This is a genomic window from Acinetobacter sp. CFCC 10889 (assembly GCF_003268395.1).
Classification (GTDB): Bacteria; Pseudomonadota; Gammaproteobacteria; order Pseudomonadales; family Moraxellaceae; genus Acinetobacter.
The window spans coordinates 70,771-97,065 of sequence record NZ_LQXQ01000011.1 but is presented as its reverse complement, the minus strand read 5'-3'; the positions used below and the strand labels follow the sequence as shown (position 1 = coordinate 97,065).

Below are 26,295 nucleotides of genomic sequence, written 5' to 3'. Positions count from 1 at the left end.
ACCATCAGATGTAGTATTTTGCTTTTGATCCCTGAGTGACAGCCTTGGTAACTTAGTGCATGGTCACCGATAAATTGACGTTTGCATATTTTGCATTGGTAATTTTGCTTACCATACACTTTTATACCATTTTTCTTTATACTGTCACTCAGGCAGGTAGGACATTTGATTTGTAGAGTTATTTGCATTTCCCTATAGTATCAAATTCTTACCTGTCTTTCTTTCAGCATACTTTTTGGTATACTACCTATTTTTGGTGGTGTTTCAAAAAGTATACCACTCAAGTCTGTCAATAAAAAAATTGAAAATATAGAAACTAAATTCACTATATTTTCAAAATTTTATAATATTGATGTGGTAGATGAAATATAGTCAGTATGTTTTTTAAGCACATTCAAAATATATTAAACAGCCTTATTTTTCTCAATCAAATCTTGGTATGCATCTAAATAACTGGTTGTCATTTTTTCAATACTAAAGTTATCCTTTTTAGCTTTTACATCATTAAATAACTCTACAATCTCATCATAATGTGTATAAATTTCATTTAATTTTTCAGCCAATAATTTGATGTTGTCTACATTTTCAATATCAAATACTAGTCGTTCTCCAAGTAATGCCTTATGGTTCGCAATATCACTCGCTACAATAGCTTTACCATAAAATATTCCTTCGATTAAAGCGAGCGATAAACCCTCTTCATGAGAAGAAATAATTTGTAAATCTGAACTATATAAATAATCATTTACATTGCTGACAAAACCGACCAACTCAATTTTATTTTCCAATTTAAGCGTAGTAATAAGTTGCTGTAATTCTTCTTTTAGTTCTCCCTCACCAATAATTCTCACTTTAAAATTAAAATTTACCTCATTTAATGCTCTAATTAGTACATCAAATCCTTTAACTTTTGCCAACCTTCCAACAGCAATAATATTAAAGTTGTTCTGAAAATTTAAATCTGATGGTGACTGATATTTAACCCCATTTGTAATTAATATATTTTTTTTAGCATTGGTATAATCCAAAGTCTCTGGTGAAACCGCTATACCTAAATCTGCATATGCAAATTTCTTTTTCAATATAGGATTATGTCGAGTTCCAACGATAGGTATTTTTTTGCTCAAAAATATTTGAGTATATTTCATTATCTCTAATTCTTTAGTGTTGTGACAATGAATAATATCTGGAGAAATCTCTTTAAGTAGTTGTGCTGTTTGATACAAAAACAGTGGATTATAACGATTTTTTTCAAAGTCAAAATCTATTAATTGCACTTGGTCATTTAAATAAGGGCGGACTTTTTCATTACTTAAAAGATAAACTTGATGTTCTTTACTCATCTCATTGCATAAATCCACACATACTTTTTCTGTGCCAGCAAATTGAATCCAATGTAAAGTATGAACAATTTTCACTTTTTTATTCCTAAAGCAATGATATAACAAAAAATATTAAAAATAGAACTTATGCAAAAGTACCCAAATGACTCAAGCGAGAAGAAATATAATTACTGAAGTTATGTACTTTACATAACCTGCGACAGGATAAAAATCTATGTATAAATAATTATAGATATAGACCAATATTGTCTTAGACAATATAATACCGAATATAGAATCAGATACATAGTCTTATGTTTTTACTTAGTGACATGATGCGTACAATTTTAAAAAAATGGTATAAATTCCAACAAAAACAACAGGCGAAAAAATTCAATTCACATTGGTATATGCGCTTTGGCTGGCTTGATAAACCATTGAAACAGCAAGATCAACTTAAAAATTTATTTGAAATTCATTCTCTTCAAAAGTTTACATTTGCCGATTGTTTTTATGCTTTTGAGAATGATCGTCATTTCATTTTTTTTGAAGAGGTTGATGATGTTCATCCAGTCGGGTTTTTATCAGTCCTAGAAGTATTTAAAGATGGCTCTTACACTAAACCACAAACCATTCTAAAATTGGATAATCACCTTTCTTACCCATGTGTATTCAACGTTGAAAACGGCTGGTACATGATCCCCGAAACAAGTGCCAACAAAACCGTTGAGCTTTGGCAATCTGTAGACTTCCCCTTAAAATGGCAAAAACATTCCGACATTTTAGAAAATATCGAAGCAGTGGATAGCACACCATTTTATCATCAAGGTGTATGGTATTTGTTTACTTCAACACGCAGAAATTGCAAAAAGTTTGGCGATCGCTTAGATGTATTCTTCACTGAAAATATTTTAGATCCTCATTGGCAAGAGCATCCTCAAAATCCTGTATGCAAAGGTCATCAACAATTCCGCATGGCTGGTAAACCATTTATTTACAATGGAAAATTAGTTCGTCCAAGCCAAGATTCTCTTAAACGATATGGTGGAAATATCGAGCTTAAAGAAATTTTAGAACTAAGTCCAACCTCCTATAAAGAACAACTTTTAGAAGTTATTTTACCTGAATGGAATACGGAGGATGATGGCTGCCATACGATTAATGCTGAAAATAATTTTATTGTTTTGGATGCCATTCGCTTATCCAATAAAAAACAATGACTATTCATGTGCATTCAGTAAATGCTGATAGATTTCCAATGTTTGCTGAGTCATAGCTGTAACCGTTAACTCCGCTTTGGCTTTGGTAAACAATGGTTGAAAATCATCAATTGCCGTTTGCTCTAAAGCAGATTGAATCGCTTTTTGTAAACCGTCAACATCACCAATATTTGCCAGATACATGTCAGGCAACCACTCAACAACACCATTCACTTTGGTTGATGCCATTACTTTATCAGATTGTAATGCTTCAACCATTACCAATGGAAATCCTTCTCGATCAGATGAAAGTGCAACGATATCAGCGAGTTGTATTAAATCTCGCGCATCCATTCTAAAGCCCCAAAATGCCACTCGGTTTTGCATATTTTGCTGAGCTACTTGTAACTCTAAGTCTTTTCTTAATGATCCATCACCTATGATCCAAAGATTTGCATCTATACCTTGCATGGCTTTGATCAATACACTGATATTTTTTACAGGTTCTAGCCGACCAATGCACATCACTATTTTTTTGGTCGCATCTAAGTTGGAAAATTGACCATAAATTTCCGTTTTTAATTGTGTTTTTTGTACTTCAGAAAGTGTTTTCTGTGTATGTACACCATTATAAATCACATGAACTTTGTCGCTTGGAATACCTTCCGTTAACGCCTGACTCACTGCAATCACCGCATCTCCTGATGCATAAATGGCTTTATTTTTTTTAGTTCCGTGAATGGTGGTCACAAATTTTACAGGTTTTAAACAGCGATGTATTTTTGAAACCAATTCAGCCGCTTTTCCTGCTTGTGCATGCACGATATCGGGCTGAATTTGATTAATGATATTTTTGAGTTGCCATAATAAAAATATATTCCAACGACTACGTGCAAAATTTACTGCATGAAAATGTACATTTGAAGTAAATTTATCTGCATAACATAGATGCGCTAAGATATGTACTTCATGTTGTAATGCCATTTCATTGACAAGACTAAAAGTATGCTGCTCCAAGCCTCCCACACCACCACTTGTCGCTAATACTTGCACAACTTTCATGATTGATCCTGTTTTTTCTTGGCTGCATTTTGATATTGTTCGAATAATTTTGCTTCTTTCAAAAAAGCATAAAATGCATTAATCATGCTATTTACAAAACCACGCCAACCATTTAAAAAACTGCGTCGAATAAAGTAAGACTTTAAGAAAGTCATTGGCATCACTAAACTCAACTTTAACAGACTTGGTTTTTTACCCTTTTGAAATTTTTCGATTGCTTTTAAATTTGAATATTGATTATTTTTTTCAACTTTAACGAAAATACTCGATTCACCATAATGATAAATATCCCCATCAGCACGAATGCTTTGCCCATCCACAATTACATTTTCATGGACTTTATTTTCAAGGTCATAATGTCCTTTGCTCTTACGAAAAAAACGAATTTTGGCATGTTTTTTTGTATGCTTACTATTCGCAACACCAAGAAAAACATCATTAATCGGTGTAATTAAAGCATCAATTTGGCTATCTTGAATTGTTTGTGATATTTCAGCTTTCAACTCAGGTGATAAAACTTCATCACCATCAAGATTTAATACCCACTCATTTTGGCACTTAGCCAATGCTAAGCTTTTTTGCCCTGCATAGCCTTGCCAATCTTGATGTGAAATCGTGACATTCGCAAAGGATTTGGCAATTTGATAAGTATCATCTGTACTTCCCGAATCTAAGATAATCACTTCTGAAAAATCTTGCACACTTTTTAAAGTATCCTTAAGCCATGCGCCACAGTTCAAGGTCACAATATAAACACTACAAGGAATCATAATTTATAACGTCCTTTTGCTAAAGCAATACGCATTTGCAAAGCATTCATTGCACCATGTGTACTGACACGGGGTAAATTAAACTGATTATCAGGCGTATATGCTTCAACTTTTTTACGTGTAGAAACTGCATTTTTAAAACCAATTTCCTTCGCCATATGCTGATGCTTTTCAGTAAAACGCCCAAATGGGTAAGCAAAGCTTGGGCAACAACCAACAAGTGCTTCAACATCTTGTTTTGATGCCTGCATTTCACGATAGGCTTCATCATCACTCAATTTTAATAAATTCACATGGTGCTGTGTGTGTGCACCAAATTCAATTATGCCCGACTCCGCCATTTCTTGAATTTGTTTAGAATCTAACTTTTCAATCCCTTCGATTTGAGTCGCAAGATAAATCGTTGCTTTCGCTTTATATTTTTTGATTAATGGATAAGCAAATTGGTAATTATCTAAAAAGCCATCATCAAATGATAATGCAAATACATTACTTTGCCCTTGATATTGATCAAGTTCAGACACAAAACAAAATATTGCATTTTTTTTCAACAAGTATTGTAGTAATTGCTCAAATTTTTCAGGTGGCATATTCATACCTGATGATTCAGCATAGGGCGTCACTTGATGGAACATAATCACACGAGGTAGTTTTGCACTACGCAATGGCAGCCAAAAGGTGTAATTCCCCATAAAATATAATACACTTGCAAAGATGGAGAACCCTAAGATCATGTAAAAAAACCACATTATGTATACACCTCATCTGCCCATTCATATACTTCCGAAAGTAGTTGATCAAACGTAACTTCCAACATAAATTGACTAATACGTTTCGCATTAAAACTATGGCGTGTTTTATTCCACCCAGCTTCAGCAATTTGTTTCGCTTCAATCAAATGATCGGCATAATATTTAATTTTGTATGCTAAATCATTTTGATCATCAAAATAAATGATCTCTTGCTCGGTATATAATTTTTCAAAATCAGGAATACGTGGGCTGAATGTCAATAACCCATTTCCTGTTAATTGCACAATACGATCTGAACTATATAAAGTCACATCATTTTTACGAGAATAATTTAATCCCATTCTCGCCTCTGACAACACTTTATAATAGCCTTTACCATAAACACCTGCTTGATCAAAACAACCATAATACTGATATTTAACTTGGTTATTCTGTAAAGTATCAGCTAAGTCTTTTAAGAACTTTTCACGTACTGGCTCTTTATATACAACACCACAGAAAATAAAATCTTTATCAATATTTTCAGACTCAAACTGCTTTAAGACCTCAACATTTCGATGTCCTACATTTGGCATATAAGCGACTTTTAAATGTGGTTGTTTTAATTTCTGTAAATATTCTCCACCTGTCGTACAAAATATTGCATCTAAATAAGGAGAAAACTCACGTATAAAACCTAATTTTTGCTCCAAGTACAAAGGATCAACATACCAAAATGCAATCTTCGTTTTTGGAAATAATTGCTTAATATTCTGGAGCACCATAGGACTCATTAAGTCACTATGTCCAATTAAGACTAAATCAGGTTCAATATTATGAACAATTTTTAAAATTTCTTTATTTGCCCAACTTGCACCTAGTTTTTTAGTCTTAAATATAGTCCCCATTCGCGCCATATCACGAAAACTAAAATCATATACAAAATGCCCATTTTCAATTAGACCTGATGAAATTTTACGGTCTGTACAATAAAAATGAGCACCTTGTTTATTAAAGCCAAAATTTGCAATGTGTAAAATTTTCATGAAAAAACTCTATGTTTTCAATAACACTTGAGCAACTCGAGTTGCTTCGTTCAGTTCTGAATTAAATAAATGATCATTTGCTGATCAAAATTATTCGAAGAAATCAACTGATCCAATACCCTCGTAATTCTATCAGATTTTAAACGATCAATCATGATCACCCCCACTCGACAACCTGCGGTTAATGCTTCATAAATCATCGAAACGCTGTCTTCTGTCACCCACACTGCTTCGGCTTTTTGCATTTCCTCAAAGATCCATCCTTGTGGTGTTTGCTCTACAGGGAAAATCTGCAATTTTTCTGCAAAATCATACTGCTGCAACTGCGCTAAAAATTCATTTGGAGTACGACGTGACGTGGTCAGAATAATCTCAGCATGAGGATTATCTTGTACAATACTTTCAATATTTTGCAATACTTTTCCAGCATTCCACTGATGTCGTTTAGATGAGCCACCAAGCGTAATTAAAATCCGATTTTGCTGATGTCGCTGCTCATTCACAATCGGATTCAATGCACCTTGCGTCACAATAACATGCTCCGATGCTTGCACCTCATCATGCTCAGGAATCACAGCATAATCAAACCATGAAAATGGAAAATTGGGTTTCATCAAAATCACAGTTTTGGCATTTTGATATATTTTTCCCAATAGTAAAACACGTAATTGGGTATGACTGCCCACACCAAAAATATAATCAGGTGCTTGCTTCAGTTGTGAAATATCCTTTTTGAATATCCCCATCAGCAAAGGAAAAATAGGCAATGTTTCAATTGAAATTTCTTCAAAAGTCACCTGCTGTAATGACTGTCTTTGCATGGCTTTAAACAGCCCCATCGCCTGTGAACGATGCCCTGCTTTTCCATCACTGACATAGACGATATGCATCTCAACATCCTTACAAACATTCAAAAAAAATTGAAAATAAACAATAGACCTCTTGCGTAAGTCAAAAAATGTTCAAATTTTAGATTAAAAACATATCCAAAAGAATATTGGGAGTTCCTTCTCTTGCGCCATATATGGCTCAGGGATGAGGAGGTAACTCCGCAAGAGGATGAGGGGGCTTTTAAATAGAAAACCTCTCCCTCTTGCGAAACGATGTTTCTCATCCTGAAAGGAGAGGGAACATTCAATATTGATTTAGATCTCGCTGAAAATAACTTTCGCAAGAGGTCTAATAAAAAAGGCGAAACATAATGTTCCGCCTTTTATCTTAACTGATCAACTTATTTAACATAAGTCAACCAATGTGCATATTTAGGGTCTTTACCCTGAACAGCATCAAAGAATGCTTTTTGGATTTTTTCAGTGATCGGACCACGAGTACCTGAACCAATTTCTCGGTCATCATATTCACGGATTGGTGTCACTTCAGCAGCAGTTCCTGTAAAGAATGCTTCATCACCGATGTAGAATTCATCACGAGTAATACGGCGTTCAACTACTTCAATACCCAAATCTTTAGCAATGGTCATAATGGTTTGACGGGTAATACCATCCAACGCACCGCCTGCGATATCAGGCGTATGCAATACACCATCTTTCACCAAGAATACGTTTTCGCCTGAACCTTGGCATACATAACCTTGTGGGTCCATTAACATTGCTTCGTCATAACCTGCTTGAGCAACTTCTTGGTGTGCAAGAATAGACAAAGTATAGTTACCTGCCGCTTTTGCCTTACACATCGTCACATTCGGGTGATGATGGGTAAATGAAGACGTTTTTACACGAATGCCTTTCGCCATTGCGTCATCACCAAGATAAGCACCCCAGCTCCATGCCGCTACAGTGGCATGAATGGTGTTATCTGTTGCAGCAATACCGAGTTTTTCCGAACCAATGAAAATGATTGGACGTAAATAGCAAGATGCCAATTTATTTTCACGTACCACATCAATTTGAGCTTGTTCAAGTGTCGCTTGATCAAATGGGACTTTCATTTGATAAATTTTTGCAGAATTTAACAAACGTTTTGTATGATCTTGGAGACGGAAAATCGCGGTACCATTTGGTGTTTCATAAGCTCGGACGCCTTCAAACACACCCATACTATAATGTAGCGTATGCGTTAAGACGTGGACTTTTGCTTCACGCCAATCCACCATTTGTCCATCTTGCCAAATAAAACCATCACGATCAGCCAAATTCATGACACAACTCCAATATATTCTTTTTACACAATTATTCACTTTCCAATGCGAAAATCGCAGTTGGATCAATTAGTCTTTGCCATAACTTGCAAACGATCTCTCTGGTATCGTGCCAATCCGTAGCACTCACTTGCATATTATGATTTGCAAGGGCTAGACGGTGGCTCTCGGCTCGTTCACGCAGATAAGCTTGGATTAATGCTGAGGCATCTTCACTGGATAAGCAGCCTGCTTTTGCAGCATCTTCAAGAATTCGCACATTATCGGAAAAATGGGCGAGATCTTTATTCGTCCCACTCCATGCGAGTACTGCATACTGTGCCATAAATTCAATGTCAACGATACCACCTGCATCCTGTTTTAAATGAAAAATTCCATCTTTTTTCTGTTCTTTTGAAGAACCTAGATGATCTTTCATTTTTTGGCGCATTTTTAATACTTCTTGACGCACCATTTCTTCTTCACGTGGCAAAGTTAAAATACGACAGCGTAATTCTTCAAACTTAGTCCGCAATGAAGATTCACCTGCAATTGAACGTGCACGAACAATGGCTTGATGTTCCCATACCCATGCACTTTTTAGTTGATATTGTTCAAAAGCTTTTAAACTTGTGACCAACAAACCTGCCTCACCTGATGGACGTAAACGTGTGTCGATTTCATAAACACGACCATCCAAAGTTTGTGTGGTCATCAGCGACATAAATTTCTGTGCTACACGCATGGCAAACTCAAAACCACTAATGGCTTTTTGTCCATCTGTATCTGCCTGCTCATCCATATAATGAATAAAAACGAGATCTAAATCAGAACCATAGCCGAGCTCAATTCCACCCACCTTACCATAACCAATCACAGTAAATGCAATATGATCCAATGAACAGCGTTGCCCATCAGCATCTAGCGGATAACCATGCCGTTTAGCGACCATTTGATAAGCTAAATTTAATGTTGCAATCACTGAAACTTCTGCAATGTCAGTCAATGCATCCGAGACTTTCATGAGTGGGCTTTCAGCCAAAACATCACTGGCTGCAACAGTGAGTACATTGGATTTTTTAAATAAACGCAATACTCGCATTTGATCTTCAACTTGATCAATCTCGATGCGTAATAGTTGCTGACGGAGTGAATCTTCCAAGTCTTTACGTTTTGGCAACTCGAAATCCATCGACAAAAATTCATCCAAAAGCACTGGGTAATGGGTCAATTCTTCACAAATCCATGGGCTTACAGTCGCCATTTTGACTAAACGCTGTAATGCACCTTTGCTTTCAATCAACATCACCAAATACACAGTACGGCGCATTACTGACTCAACCAAAGGCATCAAACGCATCAATGCCACTTGCGGACTATCCGACTGAAGTACAGCTTCGATCAAATGTGGCCAAAACTCTTTTAAACGTTGCACAGCTTTGGCAGGAAGTTTCTTAATCGCATGTCCATACCAAAATTCATGGATTAAATTTTTGGCATTTTCATCCAACACATCTTCTAATTGTTGTTCAAGCTGGCTAAAACTTTCTGCCGGTGAGTCATAGCCTTTTTCTTTAATTAAATGCTCAAATTGGTAAATGACTTTACTGCGCTTTTCATTTAAAACATCGATAAATTGCTGCCAACTTTCAAAGCCAAGCGTGTCAATAATACGCTGTCTTAATTCTGGTTCAGTGGGTAAAGACTGAGTTTGTTGATCATTAAGTGCTTGAATTGCATGCTCTAAACGGCGTAAAAATAAGTAAGCATCTTCTAAATCAAGCACCGCTTGTGCATCAAGTAAACCGACTTCTCCAAGGTGCTGTAAACTCACTAAACATTGACGATCTTGTAATTCTAATTTTGAGCCACCATAAATCAACTGAAAGACTTGAACAATAAACTCAACTTCACGAATACCACCTGCACCGAGCTTAATGTCATCAGAAATATTACGACGTGCCACTTCTCTTTCAATCATGGCTTTCATATCACGCATGGCTTCAAAAGCAGTGTAATCAACATATTTACGAAACACGAAAGGTCGTGTCATATCCAATAAATCATCACCCTCTTTGCCACCAGAGACGATACGTGCTTTGATCCACGCATAACGTTCCCATTCACGTCCATGCTGACTCAAATATTTCTCTAAAGCGACATGGCTAATTGCCAAAGCAGAACCATCCCCCCATGGACGCAGACGCATATCCACACGAAACACAAAACCATCTGCGGTAATATGCTCGAGTAAATAAATCAGCTTTTGTCCCCATAAAATACAAAACTGCTGCACATCTATACACTTACGCCCATTGGTCTCACCTTGCTCATCAAAAGCAAAAATCAGATCAATATCACTAGATAAGTTCAGTTCTTGAGCGCCCAATTTCCCCATCGCGATCACAATCAAATCTTGTACTTTCCCTGAATAACTGACAGGTTCACCGTACTTTGCAATTAGAGGAATACGAGCAAAGTTCTTAGCAGCATTAATACAGGCATCAGCAAAATCAGATAATTCTCGTGTCAATGTCACCACATTGGTCAACTGATTGGCATCTTGCCAAATCCAACGAAACATTAAGCGTGCACGTAACACTCGAATGGCTTTCATCCATTGCAGTTCGTCAGTAAGATCCATTAAATTTTCATGTAAATATTGCTGAATTTTTTCCGTTGAAAGTGAACACTGAAACTGATCAACAGCATAATCTTGTTCTAAAAAATTCTGATGTAAACTTAATACTTGTTCTGCATACTGACTTGCACGTAAGGTTTTTTGCAATTGCTCAGCGTTCATGAGGAAAGAGCCTATACTTTTTAATTCACCTTACTCTTTATAACAGGTTATCACCAATACAGGCAGATTTTAAAAGCAATTTTTCTGTGCTGTCAGGCAAATGACCAGTAGATTACGAATACTTAATTTGGGTGCTCAAACTCAGTTATTGAGATTTAATACACTCTTGTTCTAATGATGATTTTTTATCTAGACTATCAATAACTAAAGCTTGATGACTATGCTTTGCTTTTGGTAATAATACTTTAAATGTGGTGCCATCCCCGATCCTTGAACTCACAGAAATTAGCCCTTGATTTAAGTCCACAAAACGCTTACACAAAACTAGACCTAAACCTGTTCCTCGCTCACCTGATGTACCTTTAAAACTGGCATTAATTTCAGGTTCAAAAATCTTCTGCATTTGCTGCTCTGACATGCCCATCCCTGTATCACGAATCGAAATTTCAATACCATGTTGACTTTCTTGTGCAGAAATAATGACTTTACCTGATCCATCAATATGTGTGAATTTTAATGCATTTGACACCAAATTTTGGATAATCGAAGTGACCATGTTAATGTCAGCATAGACTTTGATCTGATCAGGAACTTCATCAATTAATTGAATATTTTTTCGTACTGCCAACATATTGAGCACATCATAGACAATCTTTGTGGACTGTTTTAAATTAAAATTAATCGGGTGATAGACAAAACGTCCCCCTTCTGCCATTGCCCAATTCAGCAAATTCTCCAATAAAGTATAGGTTGACATCGCAGTGTCATATAAATATTCAGAAATATTTTGAATACTGTCCGCATCTAAAGTTTCTTGTTCTTTGGCTAAAACCTCAGAAAAACCAATCAAACCATGAAATGGTGCACGTAAGTCATGTGCGATGATTTGGAAAAATTTAGTTTTACTAAAATTGAGTGCACGCTCTTGTTCATAAAGCTCTAAATAATTTTCTGATTCTGTTCTCTTTTCTAAAATCGTGACCAAACCAGAGCTTAATTCATCCAATAAACTAATTTTATCTGCGTTTAAATCACCCTCTGCATCATCAAAAAAAATCACTTGTCCAAAAGACTGACCAGTATCACTATATTTAAAATTCAGCCCAAAAGCACGTTGATGTGGCACATTTAAATTGCGAATATGCTGTGAAAAAGCCTGATAATTACGATGATAAGGCGTAATCAGCAAATCTTGTTCAAAATAAGACATCAAGTTTTTATTTTTATGTTCAATTTGGAAAAATCGGAAATCATACAATGATTCGGTATACCAAGCATACGGCTCATCATGAAAATAAAAAATGGCTTTTTGCACATTTAATATACCGCGAGCCACACGCATATAACGTTCAATTTTATTATCCGAGCTATTTACACCCAACAATAAAGAGAGCTTACAAGCACTTAGCTTATCAGCCTCACTCATTTCTAAGAGTTTTAATGCCATGGTTGCCTCATGAGGATGAATAAAAAGAATGTATGATCAATATTTATTTACAAGATGTCACAGTTTTAATATATCAACAATATTTATAGAATAATATAGCCATTTATCTATAACATTTCCAAATTTGAATCATTATTCAAAATCATCGTTTTTTAAGCCAATAGACATAAAATCAGCCCTAAATAGCAGGATATATAAGGCTAAACTCTGTATTTTATTTAAATGCCGTATATTTACTTACATTTATGTATGTTTTTAAAATATCATCCTTGAAACCCAAAAAATAAAGATGTGAAAAATATTTTTATAAAAGATGAATCATAAATATGTATTACAAAAAAATATCAAATACCTATTTAAAAAATCAACCCACTTTTTATCAATATATTTAATTCTAATCACAATGATACCTGATATGTTATTTGCCCTTTTTTAAGAATGGATGATCCTACATGCATTTTTTCTCTATTTTGTCCGATGATTGGACAGCATTACTGCAAGCTTAATTCAGCATGTGTAAACAAATTCTGTTATCATGTCGCCAAGTTATAGATTTGCAAATATTGACAGGTTGTGTATTCTTCAGTCAGAACACACTTGGTGTTAAATGTGCAAGTGATTGTCGTAATATAAAAATAAGAAATACTACGCTGTTACAATTCACTCACATTCAAACCCAAATTCATCCTGCATAAATTGTTATGTGTTTTGTCGCATAGATATGGAAACTGAAGGTATTTTCAGATTTACAACGGATATGACAGATCTCGTCATGAAGCAGTCATGCAAACCTAGCATCATTTCCTAGCGAAATGTCGTTATCACTAGATCTTACATTGACTGTAATGCAATGAACATTGATACTTTCAATGTTTTTATTTAAGCAAATCGGTTCGTAGGGACTGAACCACAAGTTTAGTCCTCAAAAACATAATCCAAAGCAAGGGGCTATATATGGCTGGTGGAAAGTCAACTATCATTTACACACTGACCGATGAGGCGCCGTTATTGGCGACTTATTCACTGCTGCCGATCATTGAGACCTTTACTAAGCCCGCTGGCGTAGAGATCGTTAAAACCGACATCTCTGTTGCTGCACGTGTGCTTGCAGAATTTACAGACTATCTAAACGATGAGCAAAAGGTTAATAATAACCTTGCAGAATTAGGTCGTCTTACTCAAGATCCTGATACAAATATCATTAAACTTCCAAATATCAGTGCATCTGTTGCGCAATTAACAGCATGTATCAAAGAACTTCAATCGAAAGGTTATGCGATTCCTGATTATCCAGAAAATCCAACCACTGATGAAGAGAAAGAAATTAAAGCACGTTATGGCAAATGCTTAGGCTCTGCTGTAAACCCTGTATTACGTGAAGGTAACTCTGACCGTCGTGCACCTGCTGCTGTTAAAAACTATGCAAAAAAACACCCACACTCTATGGGTGAATGGAAACAGTGGTCACAAACTCACGTTTCACACATGGACGAAGGTGACTTCTACCATGGCGAAAAATCAATGACACTTGATCGTGCGCGTAACGTGAAAATGGAATTGATCACAACTGCTGGCGAAACCATCGTACTTAAGCCAAAAGTTGCGCTTCAAGATGGCGAAGTGATTGATTCAATGTTCATGAGCAAAAAAGCACTTTGCGACTTCTATGAAAAAGAATTAGATGATTGTAAAGAAGCGGGCATTTTGTTCTCTTTACACGTTAAAGCAACGATGATGAAAGTTTCACACCCGATCGTATTTGGTCACTGTGTGAAAATTTACTACAAAGAAGCTTTTGAAAAACATGGTAAATTGTTCGACGAACTCGGCATTAACGTAAACAATGGTATGGCAGGTCTTTATGAAAAGATCGCAACTTTACCGACGTCTTTACGTGAAGAAATCATCGAAGATTTACACGCTTGCCAAGAACACCGTCCTGCATTAGCGATGGTTGACTCTGCTAAAGGTATCACTAACTTCCATTCACCAAACGACGTGATTGTAGATGCTTCTATGCCAGCAATGATCCGTGGTGGTGGTAAAATGTGGGGTGCTGACGGCAAACCTTACGACTGTAAAGCAGTGATGCCTGAGTCTACATTCGCACGTATTTACCAAGAAATGATCAATTTCTGTAAATGGAATGGTAACTTCGATCCACGTACCATGGGTACTGTACCTAACGTTGGTTTGATGGCGCAAAAAGCTGAAGAATACGGTTCACATGACAAAACTTTCGAAGTTTCTGCTGCGGGTGTTGCGAACATCACTGACTTAGAAACTGGTGAAGTGTTAATGTCACAAAACGTGGAAGAAGGCGATATCTGGCGTATGTGTCAGGTGAAAGACGCACCGATCCGCGACTGGGTGAAACTTGCTGTAACGCGTGCACGTAACTCTGGCATGCCAGCAATCTTCTGGCTTGACCCGTACCGTCCACACGAAAATGAATTGATCAAGAAAGTACAAAAATACTTGAAAGAGCATGACACTGCTGGTTTAGACATTCAAATCATGTCTCAAGTACGTGCAATGCGTTATACACTTGAACGTGTAGCGCGTGGCTTGGATACCATTTCTGTAACGGGTAACATTTTACGTGACTATTTAACAGACTTGTTCCCAATCATGGAATTAGGTACTTCTGCGAAAATGTTGTCTATCGTTCCGTTAATGGCGGGCGGTGGTATGTACGAAACTGGTGCTGGTGGTTCTGCGCCTAAACACGTACAGCAACTTGTTGAAGAAAACCACTTACGTTGGGATTCTTTAGGTGAGTTCTTGGCGCTTGCTGCTTCTTTGGAAGAAATGGGCATCAAAGAAGATAATGCAAAAGCAAAACTTCTTGCGAAAACTTTAGACCAAGCGACAGATTTATTACTTGATAATGATAAGTCACCATCACGCCGTACAGGTGAGTTGGATAACCGTGGCAGTCATTATTATCTTGCAAAATATTGGGCTGATGCGCTTGCTGCACAAGATGAAGACGCTGATCTTAAAGCGAAGTTTGCGCCACTTGCGAAAGCATTAGACGAAAACGAAGATAAGATTCTTGCAGAACTTTCAGCTGTTCAAGGTAATGCTGTAGATATCGGTGGTTACTATGCTGTTGATACTGCAAAAGTTGATGCAGTAATGCGTCCAAGTGCAACTTTAAATGCAGCACTTGAAGCAGCTCAATAATTAAAGTCATCACTGATTTTTCAGTGTAATAAAAAACGATGCTCATGCATCGTTTTTTTATGTGTAAATCCAAAACTTACTTAAACTATAGTCTTTTCAATCAACATCGCATCACCATAACTAAAGAAACGGTACTTATTCGTAACAGCATGTTGGTAAGCTTTAAGAATATTTTCCTTATTTGACAATGCTGAAACCAACATTAATAAAGTTGATTCAGGTAAATGAAAATTGGTAATCAAACGATCCACGACACAGAACTGATAACCTGGATAAATAAAAATCTGTGTATCACCCGTCCATGCACCAATTTTACCACCACAAGCTTGAGCAGCACTTTCAACCGCACGGGTTGCTGTTGTACCTATGGCAATCACTTTATTGCCACGAGCTTGCGTTTCCTGAATCAGTTTTGCCGCTTCTTCCGATACTTCACACCATTCACTGTGCATGATGTGATTTTCAATATCAGTTGTACGTACAGGCAAGAAAGTCCCCGCCCCCACATGTAAAGTCACAAAGGTTTTATTGACTCCTTTTTGTGCAAGTTTTGCCAAAAGGTCTTCATCGAAATGCAAACTCGCTGTTGGTGCTGCAACAGATGCCAACTTGGTTGGATCATTAAAAACGGTTTGATAACGTTCAGTGTCAATCGCTTCGGCTTCACGATTAAAATAAGGTGGAATCGGTAACTGACCATAAGCATCTAGCACTTGCAAGATCGGCTGGGAAAACTCAACTACAAATAGATTTTCATGACGACCTGTGACCGTGACTTTTACTTCATCGGGACCAATGAATAATTCAGCACCTGCTTTCGGCGAGTTACTGGCTTTAATATGACAATGTGCAATAGTTTGATCGAAAATACGTTCAACTAAAACTTCAACTGCGCCACCTGTTGCACGTTTGCCTTTCAAGCGTGCTTTCATCACCTTGGTGTCATTTAACACCATTAAGTCACCTTCATCGAACAGATCTAAAATGTCCGTGAAATGATGATCTTGGTATGAGCCATCCGCAGTTAAATGTAAGAGACGTGATGCACTACGAGTTTCAAGTGGATAACGAGCAATCAGCTCATCGGGAAGATCAAAATTAAAATCAGAAAGTTGCATAAAACAAAAAATTTAGGAAATAAAACTCGGTGTAGTATAGTCTTTTTTATACTTTATCGCAGAAATTGCTGCTTTTTAGTCCAAAAAAATCACATCTGAATTAAAAATAAACAAATGTGAAATATCTTGATTGACAATGATCTGAAAAACGCTATTATAGCCACACAACCTCTCCCGAGGTGGTGAAATTGGTAGACGCGGTGGACTCAAAATCCACTGTCAGCGATGACGTGTCGGTTCGAGTCCGACCCTCGGGACCATCAACTTAGGTTGAACAAATTCTAAAGACCCCGAAGCCTTGCTACATAAAGGCTTCGGGGTTTTTTCATGTCTGGGGTTTGGTTTTTTTTGAGATATTTAAGAGTAATTTAGGGTATGCATTTACACATTTTTTACACACTTTTTTTATGTGTGTTTTGTAGATCTAAGTTATTGGGATTGATAGCTTTATAAAGTTTATCCATTTATAAAAATAAAAATGGTAGTTGGCGTGGAGATCTGGAAGCCTACGGTCAACGAAAAAGCAAGGTTAAGAAAACCAAGATTGAGATTCAGCATTGGGCGCAAGAAATGGAGCGTGAAATCTTTTTAGACTCCAAACTCATTTCTCAACTACACCCCAAAGTGTTGTACTTCGGTGTTGAATCTACGCTTTATGTATTTCCGCAATTTGGATTAATTAAGCTTTTGAAGTTTTTAGTTTATTGATCATTGCGTACTGCTCGAGCAAGACCTTGATAATCCGTATAATTAATTGTACGTGCAACAAAACCAAAGCTAAAGTCTACATGCCATGCTTTATATTGATAACCAATTGGTTGCCATGAAAAAGAACTGGACCAATATTTGCCATTAGCTGGCGTATTAGGAAAAATATGCGTATCTAAGGTTGGCGCAGTTGAATGATCCATACAATTTGTTGGTACCTCCCCTCCTTTTGGTATTTTTTTCATTTCTAGTTCATGATCTTCACCAAAATTTCGTCGCTCTCGTTCTGGTAAATTAATATCTCCTATTTTTCTCCAACCATGACTACATTTACGAATAGTGACCAATTCTTTAATTTGAGGTAAACGCCAATTGGTTTTATCCGCAAAGCCACCTGCAGTATTGAGTTTTTTGATCGCATTTTGAGCATCTTCAGAATCATGAAATATAAGTGGATCACCTGTACATGTAGAACCTGACCATGATTGTCCAATCGAACAGCGCATCCAAATTAATTTAGTAACAGGATCACGCCATTGCCCAGCAGCCATAAGTTGCTGATCAGTTTCTGCAAAACCCTGAATTGGAGCTATTAATAAAGTTATTACTACACTGAAATATTTAGAAAATTTATTTTTTGTTAAATAAAGCAACTGTTGAGATAAGAAATCCATCATTTTCCCCATTCAATTCCATGTTTAGCTATTGATTTGCTCTTTGTTAAGCATGAAGAAATTTTAAACAAAGATTTTGATGAAGACTAGAACAATCGCAACATACAAAATACTGAATAGAACTAATTTTAATTTAGGATTGCCCCTTAAATTTCTTCATAAGATTTCATTCGTCAAAACGTAGTGCTTACTTCGGAAAATGCGTAGCCACATAAGTACCCGATCATGATTTATATTAAAAACTTATCAATGAAAATATTCCAACACAGCTTTCATTTTCAATTCACATTTAGTCTTTAACATGACTAGCAATTCACCATAAAAACATGGGAAAATAACCACCTTTGCAGCAATCAATCAGCGAACTGTTTTTTCGCCAGATTTAGGTCATTTATGAAGTTTGAAAAATTAGGTCAGTCGGGGCGTGCCCGTCGTGGTCGTTTAACCTTAGAACATGGTGTAGTAGAAACACCTGTGTTCATGCCTGTAGGTACTTACGGTACAGTCAAAGGTATGTTGCCGCGTGATATTGAAGAAATTCAAGCACAAATTATTTTAGGTAATACTTTCCATTTATATTTACGTCCAGGTCTTGAAGTGGTTCAAGAACATGGTGGTTTACATGAGTTTATTAAATGGGACAAACCTATTTTAACAGACTCAGGCGGCTTCCAAGTATTTAGCTTGGGTGCGATGCGTAAAATCAAAGAAGAAGGGGTTACTTTCCGTTCTCCGATTGATGGTTCAAAAGTATTTTTATCACCTGAAATTTCAATGGAAATCCAAAAAACATTGAACTCAGATATCGTGATGATTTTTGATGAATGTACGCCTTATCCTGCAACGCACGAAGAAGCACAAAAATCTTTGCAGCTTTCTTTACGTTGGGCGAAACGTTGTAAAACCCATCACCACGACGTACTCAAAAATAAAAATGCGTTGTTTGGAATTATCCAAGGTGGCATGTATGAAGATTTACGTGATGAGTCTTTAAATGGCTTAAAAGAAATTGATTTTGATGGTTTCGCCATTGGTGGCTTATCTGTAGGTGAACCAAAAGAAGAAATGATCAAGGTTTTGGATTATCTGCCTGCAAAAATGCCAGAAGATAAACCTCGTTACTTGATGGGTGTGGGCAAACCTGAAGACATTGTTGAAGCGATTCGCCGTGGTGTCGATATGTTTGACTGTGTGATGCCAACCCGTAACGCACGTAATGGTCATTATTTTGTGACGGATGGTTTAGTGCGTATTCGTAATGCCAAATATCGTCATGATCAAAGTCCACTTGATCCGCATTGTGATTGTTATACCTGTAAAAACTTTACGCGTGCCTATTTATTCCATTTAGAAAAATGTGGCGAAATGTTAGGTTCAATGCTTGGTACGATTCATAACTTGCGTTATTACCAACGTTTTACTCAAGATATTCGTGATGCTCTAGACAATGATACTTTTGATGAATTTGTCACTGATTTCTATCAACGTCGTGGTTTAGAAGTTCCGCCTTGCCCAGTCGATGAATAATCCTAAAGATGGTGTACTTTTCATTCATCAGGATTTGCGCTGAGCCACAAGACCATGTAAATTGCAGAACAAGTCAATTTAAATGTCATGTTTTTGACACCCGTTATTTAACTTTAGGAAACTAAAATGAGTTTATTTATTTCTGCTGCTCATGCAGCTGATGCACCTGCACAAGGTCCAAGCATGATGGCTAATTTATTGATGATTGCTGTGTTTGTTGCAATTTTCTATTTCCTCATTTGGCGTCCTCAAGCAAAACGTGCGAAAGAACATCGTGCACTGATTGAAAGCTTAGGTGTCGGTAGTGAAGTGGTTTTTGCAGGTGGCTTAATGGGTCGTGTGACAAAAATTGACGGTGACTTTGCAGTAATTGAACTTAATCGTGGTAATGAAGTAAAAATACAACGTGCAAGTGTTATTTCAGTACTTCCTGAAGGCACATTAAATAACCTTTAATCAAAAAGTAGTCGTGCACCTCGCACGACTTTTTAATTTTAAGAAGAAAGCGAATGCGTTACCCTGCATGGAAATATTTACTGATCCTTGTTGTCCTTGTGATCAGTACATTATATGCCCTGCCAAGTTTGTATCCTGATGAACCTGCTGTTCAGATCTCTGGTGCCAAGGCTGGTACGCAGATTGATCAATCTGTCATACAAAAAGCAGAGCAAATATTAAAGAGTGACAATATTGCCACTCATGACAATACCTTTACCAACAATGCCGCATTGTTGCGTGTGAGTTCATCTGATGCCCAGCTCAAAGCCCAAGAAGCTTTGCGTAAAAATTTAGGTGACGAATATGTTGTTGCGCTGAACCTTGCGCCAACCACACCAGAATGGCTACAGAAAATTGGTGCAAAACCAATGAAACTGGGGCTTGACTTGCGTGGTGGTGTTCATTTCTTACTTGAAGTAGATATGGACAAAGCAATTGCACAACGTATGGAAACATCTGCAACTGATTTGCGTCGTGACTTGCGTGAACAAAAAATTAAATTCAATAGTTTATCGTTGAATAACAACACGATTACTTTGCTATTTGCAAATAATGATGATCGTGCTGCTGCAATGGATTTTCTACGTAGTAATGGTAATAAGTACACCCAACAAGCTCTTGCAACAGAAACAGGTTCTACCTTAAAACTCACTTATAATGATACGACTAAGCAAGAGATTCAGTCTTATGCTTTAGATCAGAACTTAACAACTTTACGTAACCGTATTAATGAGTTAGGTGTAGCTGAAGCCTTGGTACAAAGTCAAGGTAGTAATCGTATCGTGGTTGAGTTACCAGGTGTTCAAGATACTGCTGAGGCAAAACGTGTACTGGGTCGTACAGCAAACTTAGAATTTCGTTTAGTGTCTGATTTAAATGATCAATATGTCATTCCAAATGGTCAATCGAATGGTCAACCTATTCCGCCAGGCACAGAATTATTTGCTTACGAGTCTTTAGAAAGTGGTAAACAATTACTTTTGAATCGTAACCGTATCTTAACAGGTGAACGTGTTCAAAATGCCTCAAGTGGATTTAGCCAAGATACTGGCGGTGCAGAAGTAAATATTACTTTGGACAACGCTGGCGGTAAGCTCATGGCAGATGCAACACGTAATGCTGTTGGCAAACGTATGGCGGTATTGTTTATTGAAAATAAACAAAAAATTGAATTTATTACAGACCCAACAACTGGGGTACAAACGGAAGTACGTACACCATATACAGAATCAGTGGTGATCAATGCAGCAACCATTCAAGCTGTACTTGGCGCACAGTTCCGTATTACAGGTTTAGATTCTCCACAAGAAGCAGCAGAACTTGCCTTGATGTTACGTGCAGGTGCACTCGCTGCACCAATGTACTTTGTTGAAGAACGTGTGGTTGGTCCAAGTCTTGGGCAAGAAAATATTGATAAAGGTGTACTGTCTACCCAAGTTGGCTTCATTCTTGTAGCAATCTGGATGGTCGTGTTCTTCCGTGTGTTTGGTATTATTGCTGATTTAGCACTCGTAATTAACCTTGCTATGCTCCTCACCATTATGTCGTGGATCGGTGCTTCTCTAACTCTACCGGGTATTGCAGGGATCGTCATCACAATTGGTATGGCAGTCGATGCCAACGTACTGATCTGTGAACGAATACGGGAAGAAATGCGTTGGGGTGCCTCCCCTAAACAGGCGATTGTGGCAGGTTATGATCGAGCATATAACACCATTTTTGACTCGAACTTAACCACATTCTTGGTTGCTTTTATCTTGTTTGCGATTGGTACAGGTCCGATTAAAGGCTTTGCTGTCACCTTGATGATTGGTATCGTCTGCTCAATGTTTACTGCGATTACAGTAACACGTGGTATCGTACAAATCATTTATGGTAAAAAACGCAACTTGAAAAAGTTGAGCATATAGGAGATCTATGATGACTGATGTGACTCAACCAGAAGTGCCTACAACCAAAAAGTATGGTCGTCCTGATGATGAAAAAATCATAAACTTTATGAAGATTGCCAAACCTGCGGCAATCCTTTCCATCATTTTGACCATTGCAAGTTTGTTCTTTATTGTCACCAAAGGTCTAAATCTTGGTTTAGATTTCACAGGTGGGGTTTCTGCTGAATTAAACTATCAACGTGAAGCAAAACCTGAGGAAGTCATCCGTACATTAGATAAAGCTGGCTTTAAAGATGCAGTTGTGCAAACTTTAGGTACAAACAAAGATTTAATTGTACGTATGCCTGTACAAGATATTGATGTTGAAGACTTAAATAATGCATTAACCAAAGCAGTTCAACTCCCAGACAATCCAGCAAAAGTTCATAAAGTTGACTCTGTCGGCGGGCAAGTCGGTAATGAACTGTATATCCGCTCTGCTGGTGCTGTTGCATTAGCAATGTTACTGATGTTGGTCTATGTCACAATTCGCTTTGAGTTTAAACTTGCAGTGGGTGCAGTACTTTCTTTACTGCACGATGTGATCGTGACTGTCGGGATTTTTGCGATGATGCAATGGCCATTTGACTTAACAGTGTTGGCTGCCATTCTTGCATTAATCGGTTTCTCACTCAACGATAACATCGTTGTGTCTGACCGTATCCGTGAAAATTTCCGTAAGATCCGTGGTGCGAGCCCACTTGAAGTGGTTAACTCCGCATTGACTGAAACGTTACGCCGTACCATTCACACCTCTATGACACTATTACTCGTGGTACTTGCCATGATGTTCTTAGGCGGTGATGGTTTGAAATGGTTCTCTGTGGCAATGTGTATCGGTGTATTTGTGGGTACATATTCTTCGATTTATATCGGTACAGCATTCGCTTTATGGCGTGGTCTAAACCGTCAGGACTTTATTGTTCAGGTTAAACCTGAATTTGAAGATGAAGAACAAATTCCACATTAATATCCTCATTTTAAAATAGCTCATCTTTGGATGAGCTTTTTTATATCTAAAAATCCATCAATTGTTAATGCTGAATGATTTGAATATCTGGGAAAGCGAAGCCTTTACACGAATGCTCTGAACGCCATGCAATGGTTAACATACAATGTGCTAAACGATAATTTTGGTAAGCAAACACACCAATTAAAGGATGAGAACATATTCCTCCATTTTCAAGTGGATGAACATAAGTATTTAACTCATTCAAACTTAAACGAATTCCCAAACCTGATGCTTTTAACACAGCCTCTTTAGTTGTCCAAACCTTAAACCAATACTCTGGATCAGCATCTAATTCTTGCCATGTTTGATATTCTTGCGGATGAAAAGCATGCTTTGCCAAAGCCTCAAAACGTACTTTACGCTCTAAATCTTCAAGATCCACACCAATATCTTGCACCTGCTCTGAAATTGCCAAAGCATAATGTTGCTGACTATGAGAATGGTTAAATGCAATTTTTGTAAAATGGGCTAAATATGGTTTACCAAATTCGGTTCTAAGAATGTCTTGATCTGCAATATCATGCTGTAAAAATGCAGACAAATACTGATTACGCTGCTGATAAATCGTATTTTTTTTATAATGATTATAGGCAGGCAAATTTGCAAAATCTGCCTTTGGTAAATGGATAAATTGAGCCAATGCTTGAACATGGATCTGTATTGTTCTTTTTTTCATTGGCTCAATTGTTTCACTCAAATATCATCTACAAAACTCAACTTAGAATTTTGTAATATCACCTTTTAATGCCACACCTGCAACTGCTGTACCTTTTGCACAGTCATATGTTGTTGTACTACGTGTTTCATTTGACTTATAGAAACTCACCAAATTCGTAACTGCATTCGCACCACGAGATTTTGCTGTATTTTGGAACTGGATCAATGCTGAACGCAATACATGATCACATGCTGTTTCTGCTGATTTACCAAAACCATTGGTTTTTTTATTGGTCACTAAGCCTTTCTGTAAAACCTGACCACCAGACTTCGTACCCGCCAAATAAAATTTTACAGAACCGTCTAAAGCACCATCAGCAACTGCACGTGCAACTGCCTCTTGGAAATTGAATTGGTTCATAGAATCAGCCGCTTGCACAGAAGCAACACCACTGATGCCCAAAGTTAAAGCCATACAGATATTTTTAATAGACATAGAATTACCCTTGTTTGTGATCTGTTTTTTTGAAAATAATGGAGGTGTTAATCCCTCCAAAAGCGAAATTATTACTCATCAATATTTCGGCATTTATTGTTCGAGCTTTCCCCACAATATAATCTAAATCTCCACACAGTGGATCAATATTTTCTAAATTTAATGTTGGAATGAACAATTGTCTTTGTAACATTTCTAGACAGAGCCATGCTTCAATCGCACCGCATGCCCCCAAAGTATGTCCAAAATAACTTTTTAAAGAACTGATCGGTTTATACCCTAAAACACGTGCAGTTGCTTGGCTTTCTGCAATATCACCTTGATCTGTTGAAGTACCATGTGCGTTTACATAATCAATCTGCTCAGCTGCAATGTTTGCATCTTTAAGTGCCAACTGCATACATCGCCCCATCATTTCTGAATCAGGACGTGTCACATGCTGACCATCGGTATTACTGCCATAACCGATAATTTCAGCATAGATCTTAGCACCACGCGCTTTGGCATGTTCATATTCTTCTAAGATTAAACAACCTGCACCCTCACCAACCACCAAACCATCTCGATCTTGATCAAATGGGCGTGGTGATTTTTCAGGCTGCTCATTCATGCCACTCGTTGCCAGTAATACATCAAATACTGCACAACCCGTAGAACTCAATTCCTCAGCGCCACCTGCAAGCATGATGGTTTGCTTGCCATATTTGATTGCTTCATAAGCTTGACCAATTGCCATCGAACCTGATGTACAAGCACTCGAGGTGGGCAATGTCAGACCTTTCAAACCAAAATACACGGTCATATTGACCGCACTAGTATGTGACATCATACGAATATACGTCGTCGCATTCATTCTGCTCATGTTGTTGTCTGTTAACATTGAGCCGAACTCAGCAACAGCATCAACACTACCTGCTGACGAGCCAAATGCCACACCTGTTTCACCATTTTGTAAAATTGGATCATGAAGTAAATTGGCATCTATTAATGCTTTTTCAGCACTAATCACTGACATTAAAGCAACTCGCCCCATACCACGCGTAACTTTGCGATTAAAGTGTTTGGGTATATCAAAATGCTCAACAGGACCTGCAATTTTACAGCGTAAATCTGTAAATACTTCCCACTCTGGCATATAACGAATGCCACTTTTAGCAGCCTCAAACTGTGCAAAAATTGCATCCGCCGTTTCACCCAAAGAGGTAATACCAGCCATACCTGTTACGACAACACGCTTCATCAGATCAATCCCCCATTCACTGAAATGACTTGACGCGTGATATAACTTGCATCATCACTACACAAAAATTTTACTACTTTTGCCACTTCATCGACCTGTCCCATACGTTGCATCGGAATCATTTGTAACGCATGCTCTTGGACTTCTGCACTGACCATTTCCGTTTCAATTAAACCTGGTGCAACACAATTTACTGTAATTTTACGTTTTGCCAGTTCAAGTGCTAAAGCTTTTGTCGCTCCAATCAGCCCTGCTTTAGCAGCACTATAGTTAACCTGCCCACGATTACCCATCACTCCTGAAACTGATGACATCGTTACAACACGTCCACCTTTTTTCAGACGAATCATCGGCATGATGACAGGTTTTAAAACATTATAAAAACCATCTAAAGAAGTTGAAATCACTTCATCCCAATCATTGTCCGTCAAGGCTGGAAATGCACCATCATGCGTTAAACCTGCATTGAGAACTACACCATAAAATGCACCATGTTCAGCAATATTTTGTTCTAATAATTGTTGTACTTGTGCACGTTCAGTCACATCAAATAAAATCGCATGACTTTGACGTCCCATCGCTTGAATTTCAGCAACAACTTGTTCTGCTTCCATCTTTCTAGAACGCGCATGAACAGTAACATCAAAACCCGCTTGTGCTAACTGTAATGCAATGGCTTTACCAATGCCTCGACTTGATCCCGTTACTAAAATTCTTCTTGTCACACA

At 37.4% G+C, this 26,295-nt stretch carries 22 protein-coding genes and 1 tRNA gene; 7 read left to right on the top strand and 16 right to left on the bottom strand.

The features are described 5' to 3' along the window. Together AVJ19_RS06000 and AVJ19_RS05995 are read right to left on the bottom strand one after the other, a co-directional pair. Positions 1-188: IS1 family transposase (locus tag AVJ19_RS06000; protein ID WP_162626544.1), on the bottom strand; the 188-nt coding region annotated here is incomplete at its 3' end. Positions 189-404: 216 nt separating this feature from the next. Beyond that, positions 405-1,418, bottom strand: coding sequence for a glycosyltransferase (locus tag AVJ19_RS05995; RefSeq protein ID WP_111858862.1), 1,014 nt, complete (start codon positions 1,416-1,418; stop codon positions 405-407). A gap of 236 nt (positions 1,419-1,654) precedes the next feature. Here AVJ19_RS05995 and AVJ19_RS05990 point away from each other — a divergent pair, with 236 nt between their 5' ends. Beyond that, the gene (locus tag AVJ19_RS05990; protein WP_111858869.1) at positions 1,655-2,542 is read left to right on the top strand and encodes a hypothetical protein; all 888 of its coding nucleotides are present in this window, start codon (positions 1,655-1,657) and stop codon (positions 2,540-2,542) included. Here the strand turns inward: AVJ19_RS05990 and AVJ19_RS05985 are convergent, their stop codons facing one another. The 8 genes from AVJ19_RS05985 to AVJ19_RS05950 form a co-directional block, all read right to left on the bottom strand. Beyond that, on the bottom strand, positions 2,543-3,583 hold the full coding sequence (locus tag AVJ19_RS05985; RefSeq protein WP_111858861.1) for a glycosyltransferase: 1,041 nt from the start codon (positions 3,581-3,583) through the stop codon (positions 2,543-2,545). After that, positions 3,580-4,353 (bottom strand): glycosyltransferase family 2 protein, encoded by a 774-nt coding sequence (locus AVJ19_RS05980; RefSeq protein WP_111858860.1) that lies wholly within the window; start codon positions 4,351-4,353, stop codon positions 3,580-3,582. Before AVJ19_RS05980 ends, AVJ19_RS05985 begins: the two co-directional genes overlap by 4 nt. Next, positions 4,350-5,105, bottom strand: a complete 756-nt coding sequence (locus AVJ19_RS05975; protein ID WP_213067196.1) for a polysaccharide deacetylase family protein — start codon at positions 5,103-5,105, stop codon at positions 4,350-4,352. Before AVJ19_RS05975 ends, AVJ19_RS05980 begins: the two co-directional genes overlap by 4 nt. After that, complete coding sequence (locus tag AVJ19_RS05970) at positions 5,102-6,130, bottom strand: glycosyltransferase (RefSeq protein ID WP_111858858.1); 1,029 nt, start codon at positions 6,128-6,130, stop codon at positions 5,102-5,104. Before AVJ19_RS05970 ends, AVJ19_RS05975 begins: the two co-directional genes overlap by 4 nt. Positions 6,131-6,180: 50 nt before the next feature. After that, complete coding sequence (locus tag AVJ19_RS05965; RefSeq protein WP_111858857.1) at positions 6,181-7,020, bottom strand: ELM1/GtrOC1 family putative glycosyltransferase; 840 nt, start codon at positions 7,018-7,020, stop codon at positions 6,181-6,183. A gap of 341 nt (positions 7,021-7,361) precedes the next feature. Next, positions 7,362-8,288 (bottom strand): branched-chain amino acid transaminase, encoded by a 927-nt coding sequence (locus tag AVJ19_RS05960; RefSeq protein ID WP_111858856.1) that lies wholly within the window; start codon positions 8,286-8,288, stop codon positions 7,362-7,364. A gap of 31 nt (positions 8,289-8,319) precedes the next feature. Then, positions 8,320-11,070 carry a bifunctional [glutamate--ammonia ligase]-adenylyl-L-tyrosine phosphorylase/[glutamate--ammonia-ligase] adenylyltransferase gene (gene glnE, locus AVJ19_RS05955; RefSeq protein ID WP_111858855.1) on the bottom strand — a complete coding sequence of 917 codons (2,751 nt, stop codon included), beginning with the start codon at positions 11,068-11,070 and terminating at the stop codon, positions 8,320-8,322. Between the two features lie 145 nt (positions 11,071-11,215). Continuing rightward, positions 11,216-12,517 (bottom strand): sensor histidine kinase, encoded by a 1,302-nt coding sequence (locus AVJ19_RS05950; protein ID WP_111858854.1) that lies wholly within the window; start codon positions 12,515-12,517, stop codon positions 11,216-11,218. Positions 12,518-13,471: 954 nt separating this feature from the next. Between AVJ19_RS05950 and AVJ19_RS05945 the strand changes: the two genes are divergently transcribed. Then, entirely contained in the window at positions 13,472-15,706 is a 2,235-nt protein-coding gene (locus AVJ19_RS05945; protein ID WP_111858853.1) for an NADP-dependent isocitrate dehydrogenase, read from the top strand. Between the two features lie 80 nt (positions 15,707-15,786). Here AVJ19_RS05945 and queA read toward each other — a convergent pair whose 3' ends face one another. Next, positions 15,787-16,824 (bottom strand): tRNA preQ1(34) S-adenosylmethionine ribosyltransferase-isomerase QueA, encoded by a 1,038-nt coding sequence (gene queA / locus AVJ19_RS05940; RefSeq protein WP_111858852.1) that lies wholly within the window; start codon positions 16,822-16,824, stop codon positions 15,787-15,789. A gap of 173 nt (positions 16,825-16,997) precedes the next feature. On the opposite strand from queA, the gene AVJ19_RS05935 reads away from it, so the two are divergent. Further along, positions 16,998-17,084: transfer RNA gene (locus AVJ19_RS05935), tRNA-Leu, on the top strand. Between the two features lie 441 nt (positions 17,085-17,525). Here AVJ19_RS05935 and AVJ19_RS05930 read toward each other — a convergent pair. Beyond that, positions 17,526-18,206, bottom strand: coding sequence for a DUF1566 domain-containing protein (locus AVJ19_RS05930; protein WP_111858851.1), 681 nt, complete (start codon positions 18,204-18,206; stop codon positions 17,526-17,528). 393 nt (positions 18,207-18,599) lie between these two features. Here AVJ19_RS05930 and tgt point away from each other — a divergent pair, with 393 nt between their 5' ends. The 4 genes from tgt (at position 18,600) to secF (ending at position 23,132) form a co-directional block, all read left to right on the top strand. After that, positions 18,600-19,733, top strand: coding sequence for a tRNA guanosine(34) transglycosylase Tgt (tgt, locus tag AVJ19_RS05925; RefSeq protein ID WP_111858850.1), 1,134 nt, complete (start codon positions 18,600-18,602; stop codon positions 19,731-19,733). 126 nt (positions 19,734-19,859) lie between these two features. Next, positions 19,860-20,189 (top strand): preprotein translocase subunit YajC, encoded by a 330-nt coding sequence (yajC, locus tag AVJ19_RS05920; protein WP_111858849.1) that lies wholly within the window; start codon positions 19,860-19,862, stop codon positions 20,187-20,189. A gap of 53 nt (positions 20,190-20,242) precedes the next feature. Beyond that, positions 20,243-22,141: a protein translocase subunit SecD gene (gene secD / locus AVJ19_RS05915; protein ID WP_111858848.1), complete on the top strand. Its 1,899-nt coding sequence runs from the start codon at positions 20,243-20,245 to the stop codon at positions 22,139-22,141. A gap of 7 nt (positions 22,142-22,148) precedes the next feature. Beyond that, entirely contained in the window at positions 22,149-23,132 is a 984-nt protein-coding gene (gene secF, locus AVJ19_RS05910) for a protein translocase subunit SecF (RefSeq protein WP_111858847.1), read from the top strand. Positions 23,133-23,196: 64 nt separating this feature from the next. On the opposite strand, the gene AVJ19_RS05905 is transcribed toward secF, so the two are convergent. From AVJ19_RS05905 to AVJ19_RS05890, 4 genes are read right to left on the bottom strand one after another with little or no spacing between them, the layout of a single operon-like run. Next, on the bottom strand, positions 23,197-23,850 hold the full coding sequence (locus AVJ19_RS05905) for a 4'-phosphopantetheinyl transferase family protein (RefSeq protein WP_111858846.1): 654 nt from the start codon (positions 23,848-23,850) through the stop codon (positions 23,197-23,199). A 42-nt stretch (positions 23,851-23,892) separates the two neighbouring features. Beyond that, the gene (locus AVJ19_RS05900) at positions 23,893-24,327 is read right to left on the bottom strand and encodes an excinuclease (RefSeq protein WP_111858845.1); all 435 of its coding nucleotides are present in this window, start codon (positions 24,325-24,327) and stop codon (positions 23,893-23,895) included. 4 nt (positions 24,328-24,331) lie between these two features. Next, positions 24,332-25,567 (bottom strand): beta-ketoacyl-ACP synthase, encoded by a 1,236-nt coding sequence (locus AVJ19_RS05895; RefSeq protein WP_111858844.1) that lies wholly within the window; start codon positions 25,565-25,567, stop codon positions 24,332-24,334. Beyond that, positions 25,567-26,292, bottom strand: a complete 726-nt coding sequence (locus AVJ19_RS05890) for a 3-ketoacyl-ACP reductase FabG2 (RefSeq protein ID WP_111858843.1) — start codon at positions 26,290-26,292, stop codon at positions 25,567-25,569. Before AVJ19_RS05890 ends, AVJ19_RS05895 begins: the two co-directional genes overlap by 1 nt. Between the last annotated feature and the right edge of the window lie 3 nt (positions 26,293-26,295).

Bases quoted from the DNA above. Each gene is read 5' to 3' on its own strand.
- secF (WP_111858847.1), top strand. From the start codon at position 22,149: ATGATGACTGATGTGACTCAACCAGAAGTGCCTACAACCAAAAAGTAT.
- AVJ19_RS05930 (WP_111858851.1), bottom strand. From the start codon at position 18,206: ATGGATTTCTTATCTCAACAGTTGCTTTATTTAACAAAAAATAAATTT.
- AVJ19_RS05945 (WP_111858853.1), top strand. From the start codon at position 13,472: ATGGCTGGTGGAAAGTCAACTATCATTTACACACTGACCGATGAGGCG.
- AVJ19_RS05980 (WP_111858860.1), bottom strand. From the start codon at position 4,353: ATGATTCCTTGTAGTGTTTATATTGTGACCTTGAACTGTGGCGCATGG.
- AVJ19_RS05905 (WP_111858846.1), bottom strand. From the start codon at position 23,850: ATGAAAAAAAGAACAATACAGATCCATGTTCAAGCATTGGCTCAATTT.
- yajC (WP_111858849.1), top strand. From the start codon at position 19,860: ATGAGTTTATTTATTTCTGCTGCTCATGCAGCTGATGCACCTGCACAA.
- glnE (WP_111858855.1), bottom strand. From the start codon at position 11,070: ATGAACGCTGAGCAATTGCAAAAAACCTTACGTGCAAGTCAGTATGCA.
- AVJ19_RS05895 (WP_111858844.1), bottom strand. From the start codon at position 25,567: ATGAAGCGTGTTGTCGTAACAGGTATGGCTGGTATTACCTCTTTGGGT.
- AVJ19_RS05970 (WP_111858858.1), bottom strand. From the start codon at position 6,130: ATGAAAATTTTACACATTGCAAATTTTGGCTTTAATAAACAAGGTGCT.
- AVJ19_RS05985 (WP_111858861.1), bottom strand. From the start codon at position 3,583: ATGAAAGTTGTGCAAGTATTAGCGACAAGTGGTGGTGTGGGAGGCTTG.
- AVJ19_RS05900 (WP_111858845.1), bottom strand. From the start codon at position 24,327: ATGTCTATTAAAAATATCTGTATGGCTTTAACTTTGGGCATCAGTGGT.
- AVJ19_RS05960 (WP_111858856.1), bottom strand. From the start codon at position 8,288: ATGAATTTGGCTGATCGTGATGGTTTTATTTGGCAAGATGGACAAATG.
- tgt (WP_111858850.1), top strand. From the start codon at position 18,600: ATGAAGTTTGAAAAATTAGGTCAGTCGGGGCGTGCCCGTCGTGGTCGT.
- AVJ19_RS05950 (WP_111858854.1), bottom strand. From the start codon at position 12,517: ATGGCATTAAAACTCTTAGAAATGAGTGAGGCTGATAAGCTAAGTGCT.
- AVJ19_RS05990 (WP_111858869.1), top strand. From the start codon at position 1,655: ATGATGCGTACAATTTTAAAAAAATGGTATAAATTCCAACAAAAACAA.
- AVJ19_RS05965 (WP_111858857.1), bottom strand. From the start codon at position 7,020: ATGCATATCGTCTATGTCAGTGATGGAAAAGCAGGGCATCGTTCACAG.
- queA (WP_111858852.1), bottom strand. From the start codon at position 16,824: ATGCAACTTTCTGATTTTAATTTTGATCTTCCCGATGAGCTGATTGCT.
- secD (WP_111858848.1), top strand. From the start codon at position 20,243: ATGCGTTACCCTGCATGGAAATATTTACTGATCCTTGTTGTCCTTGTG.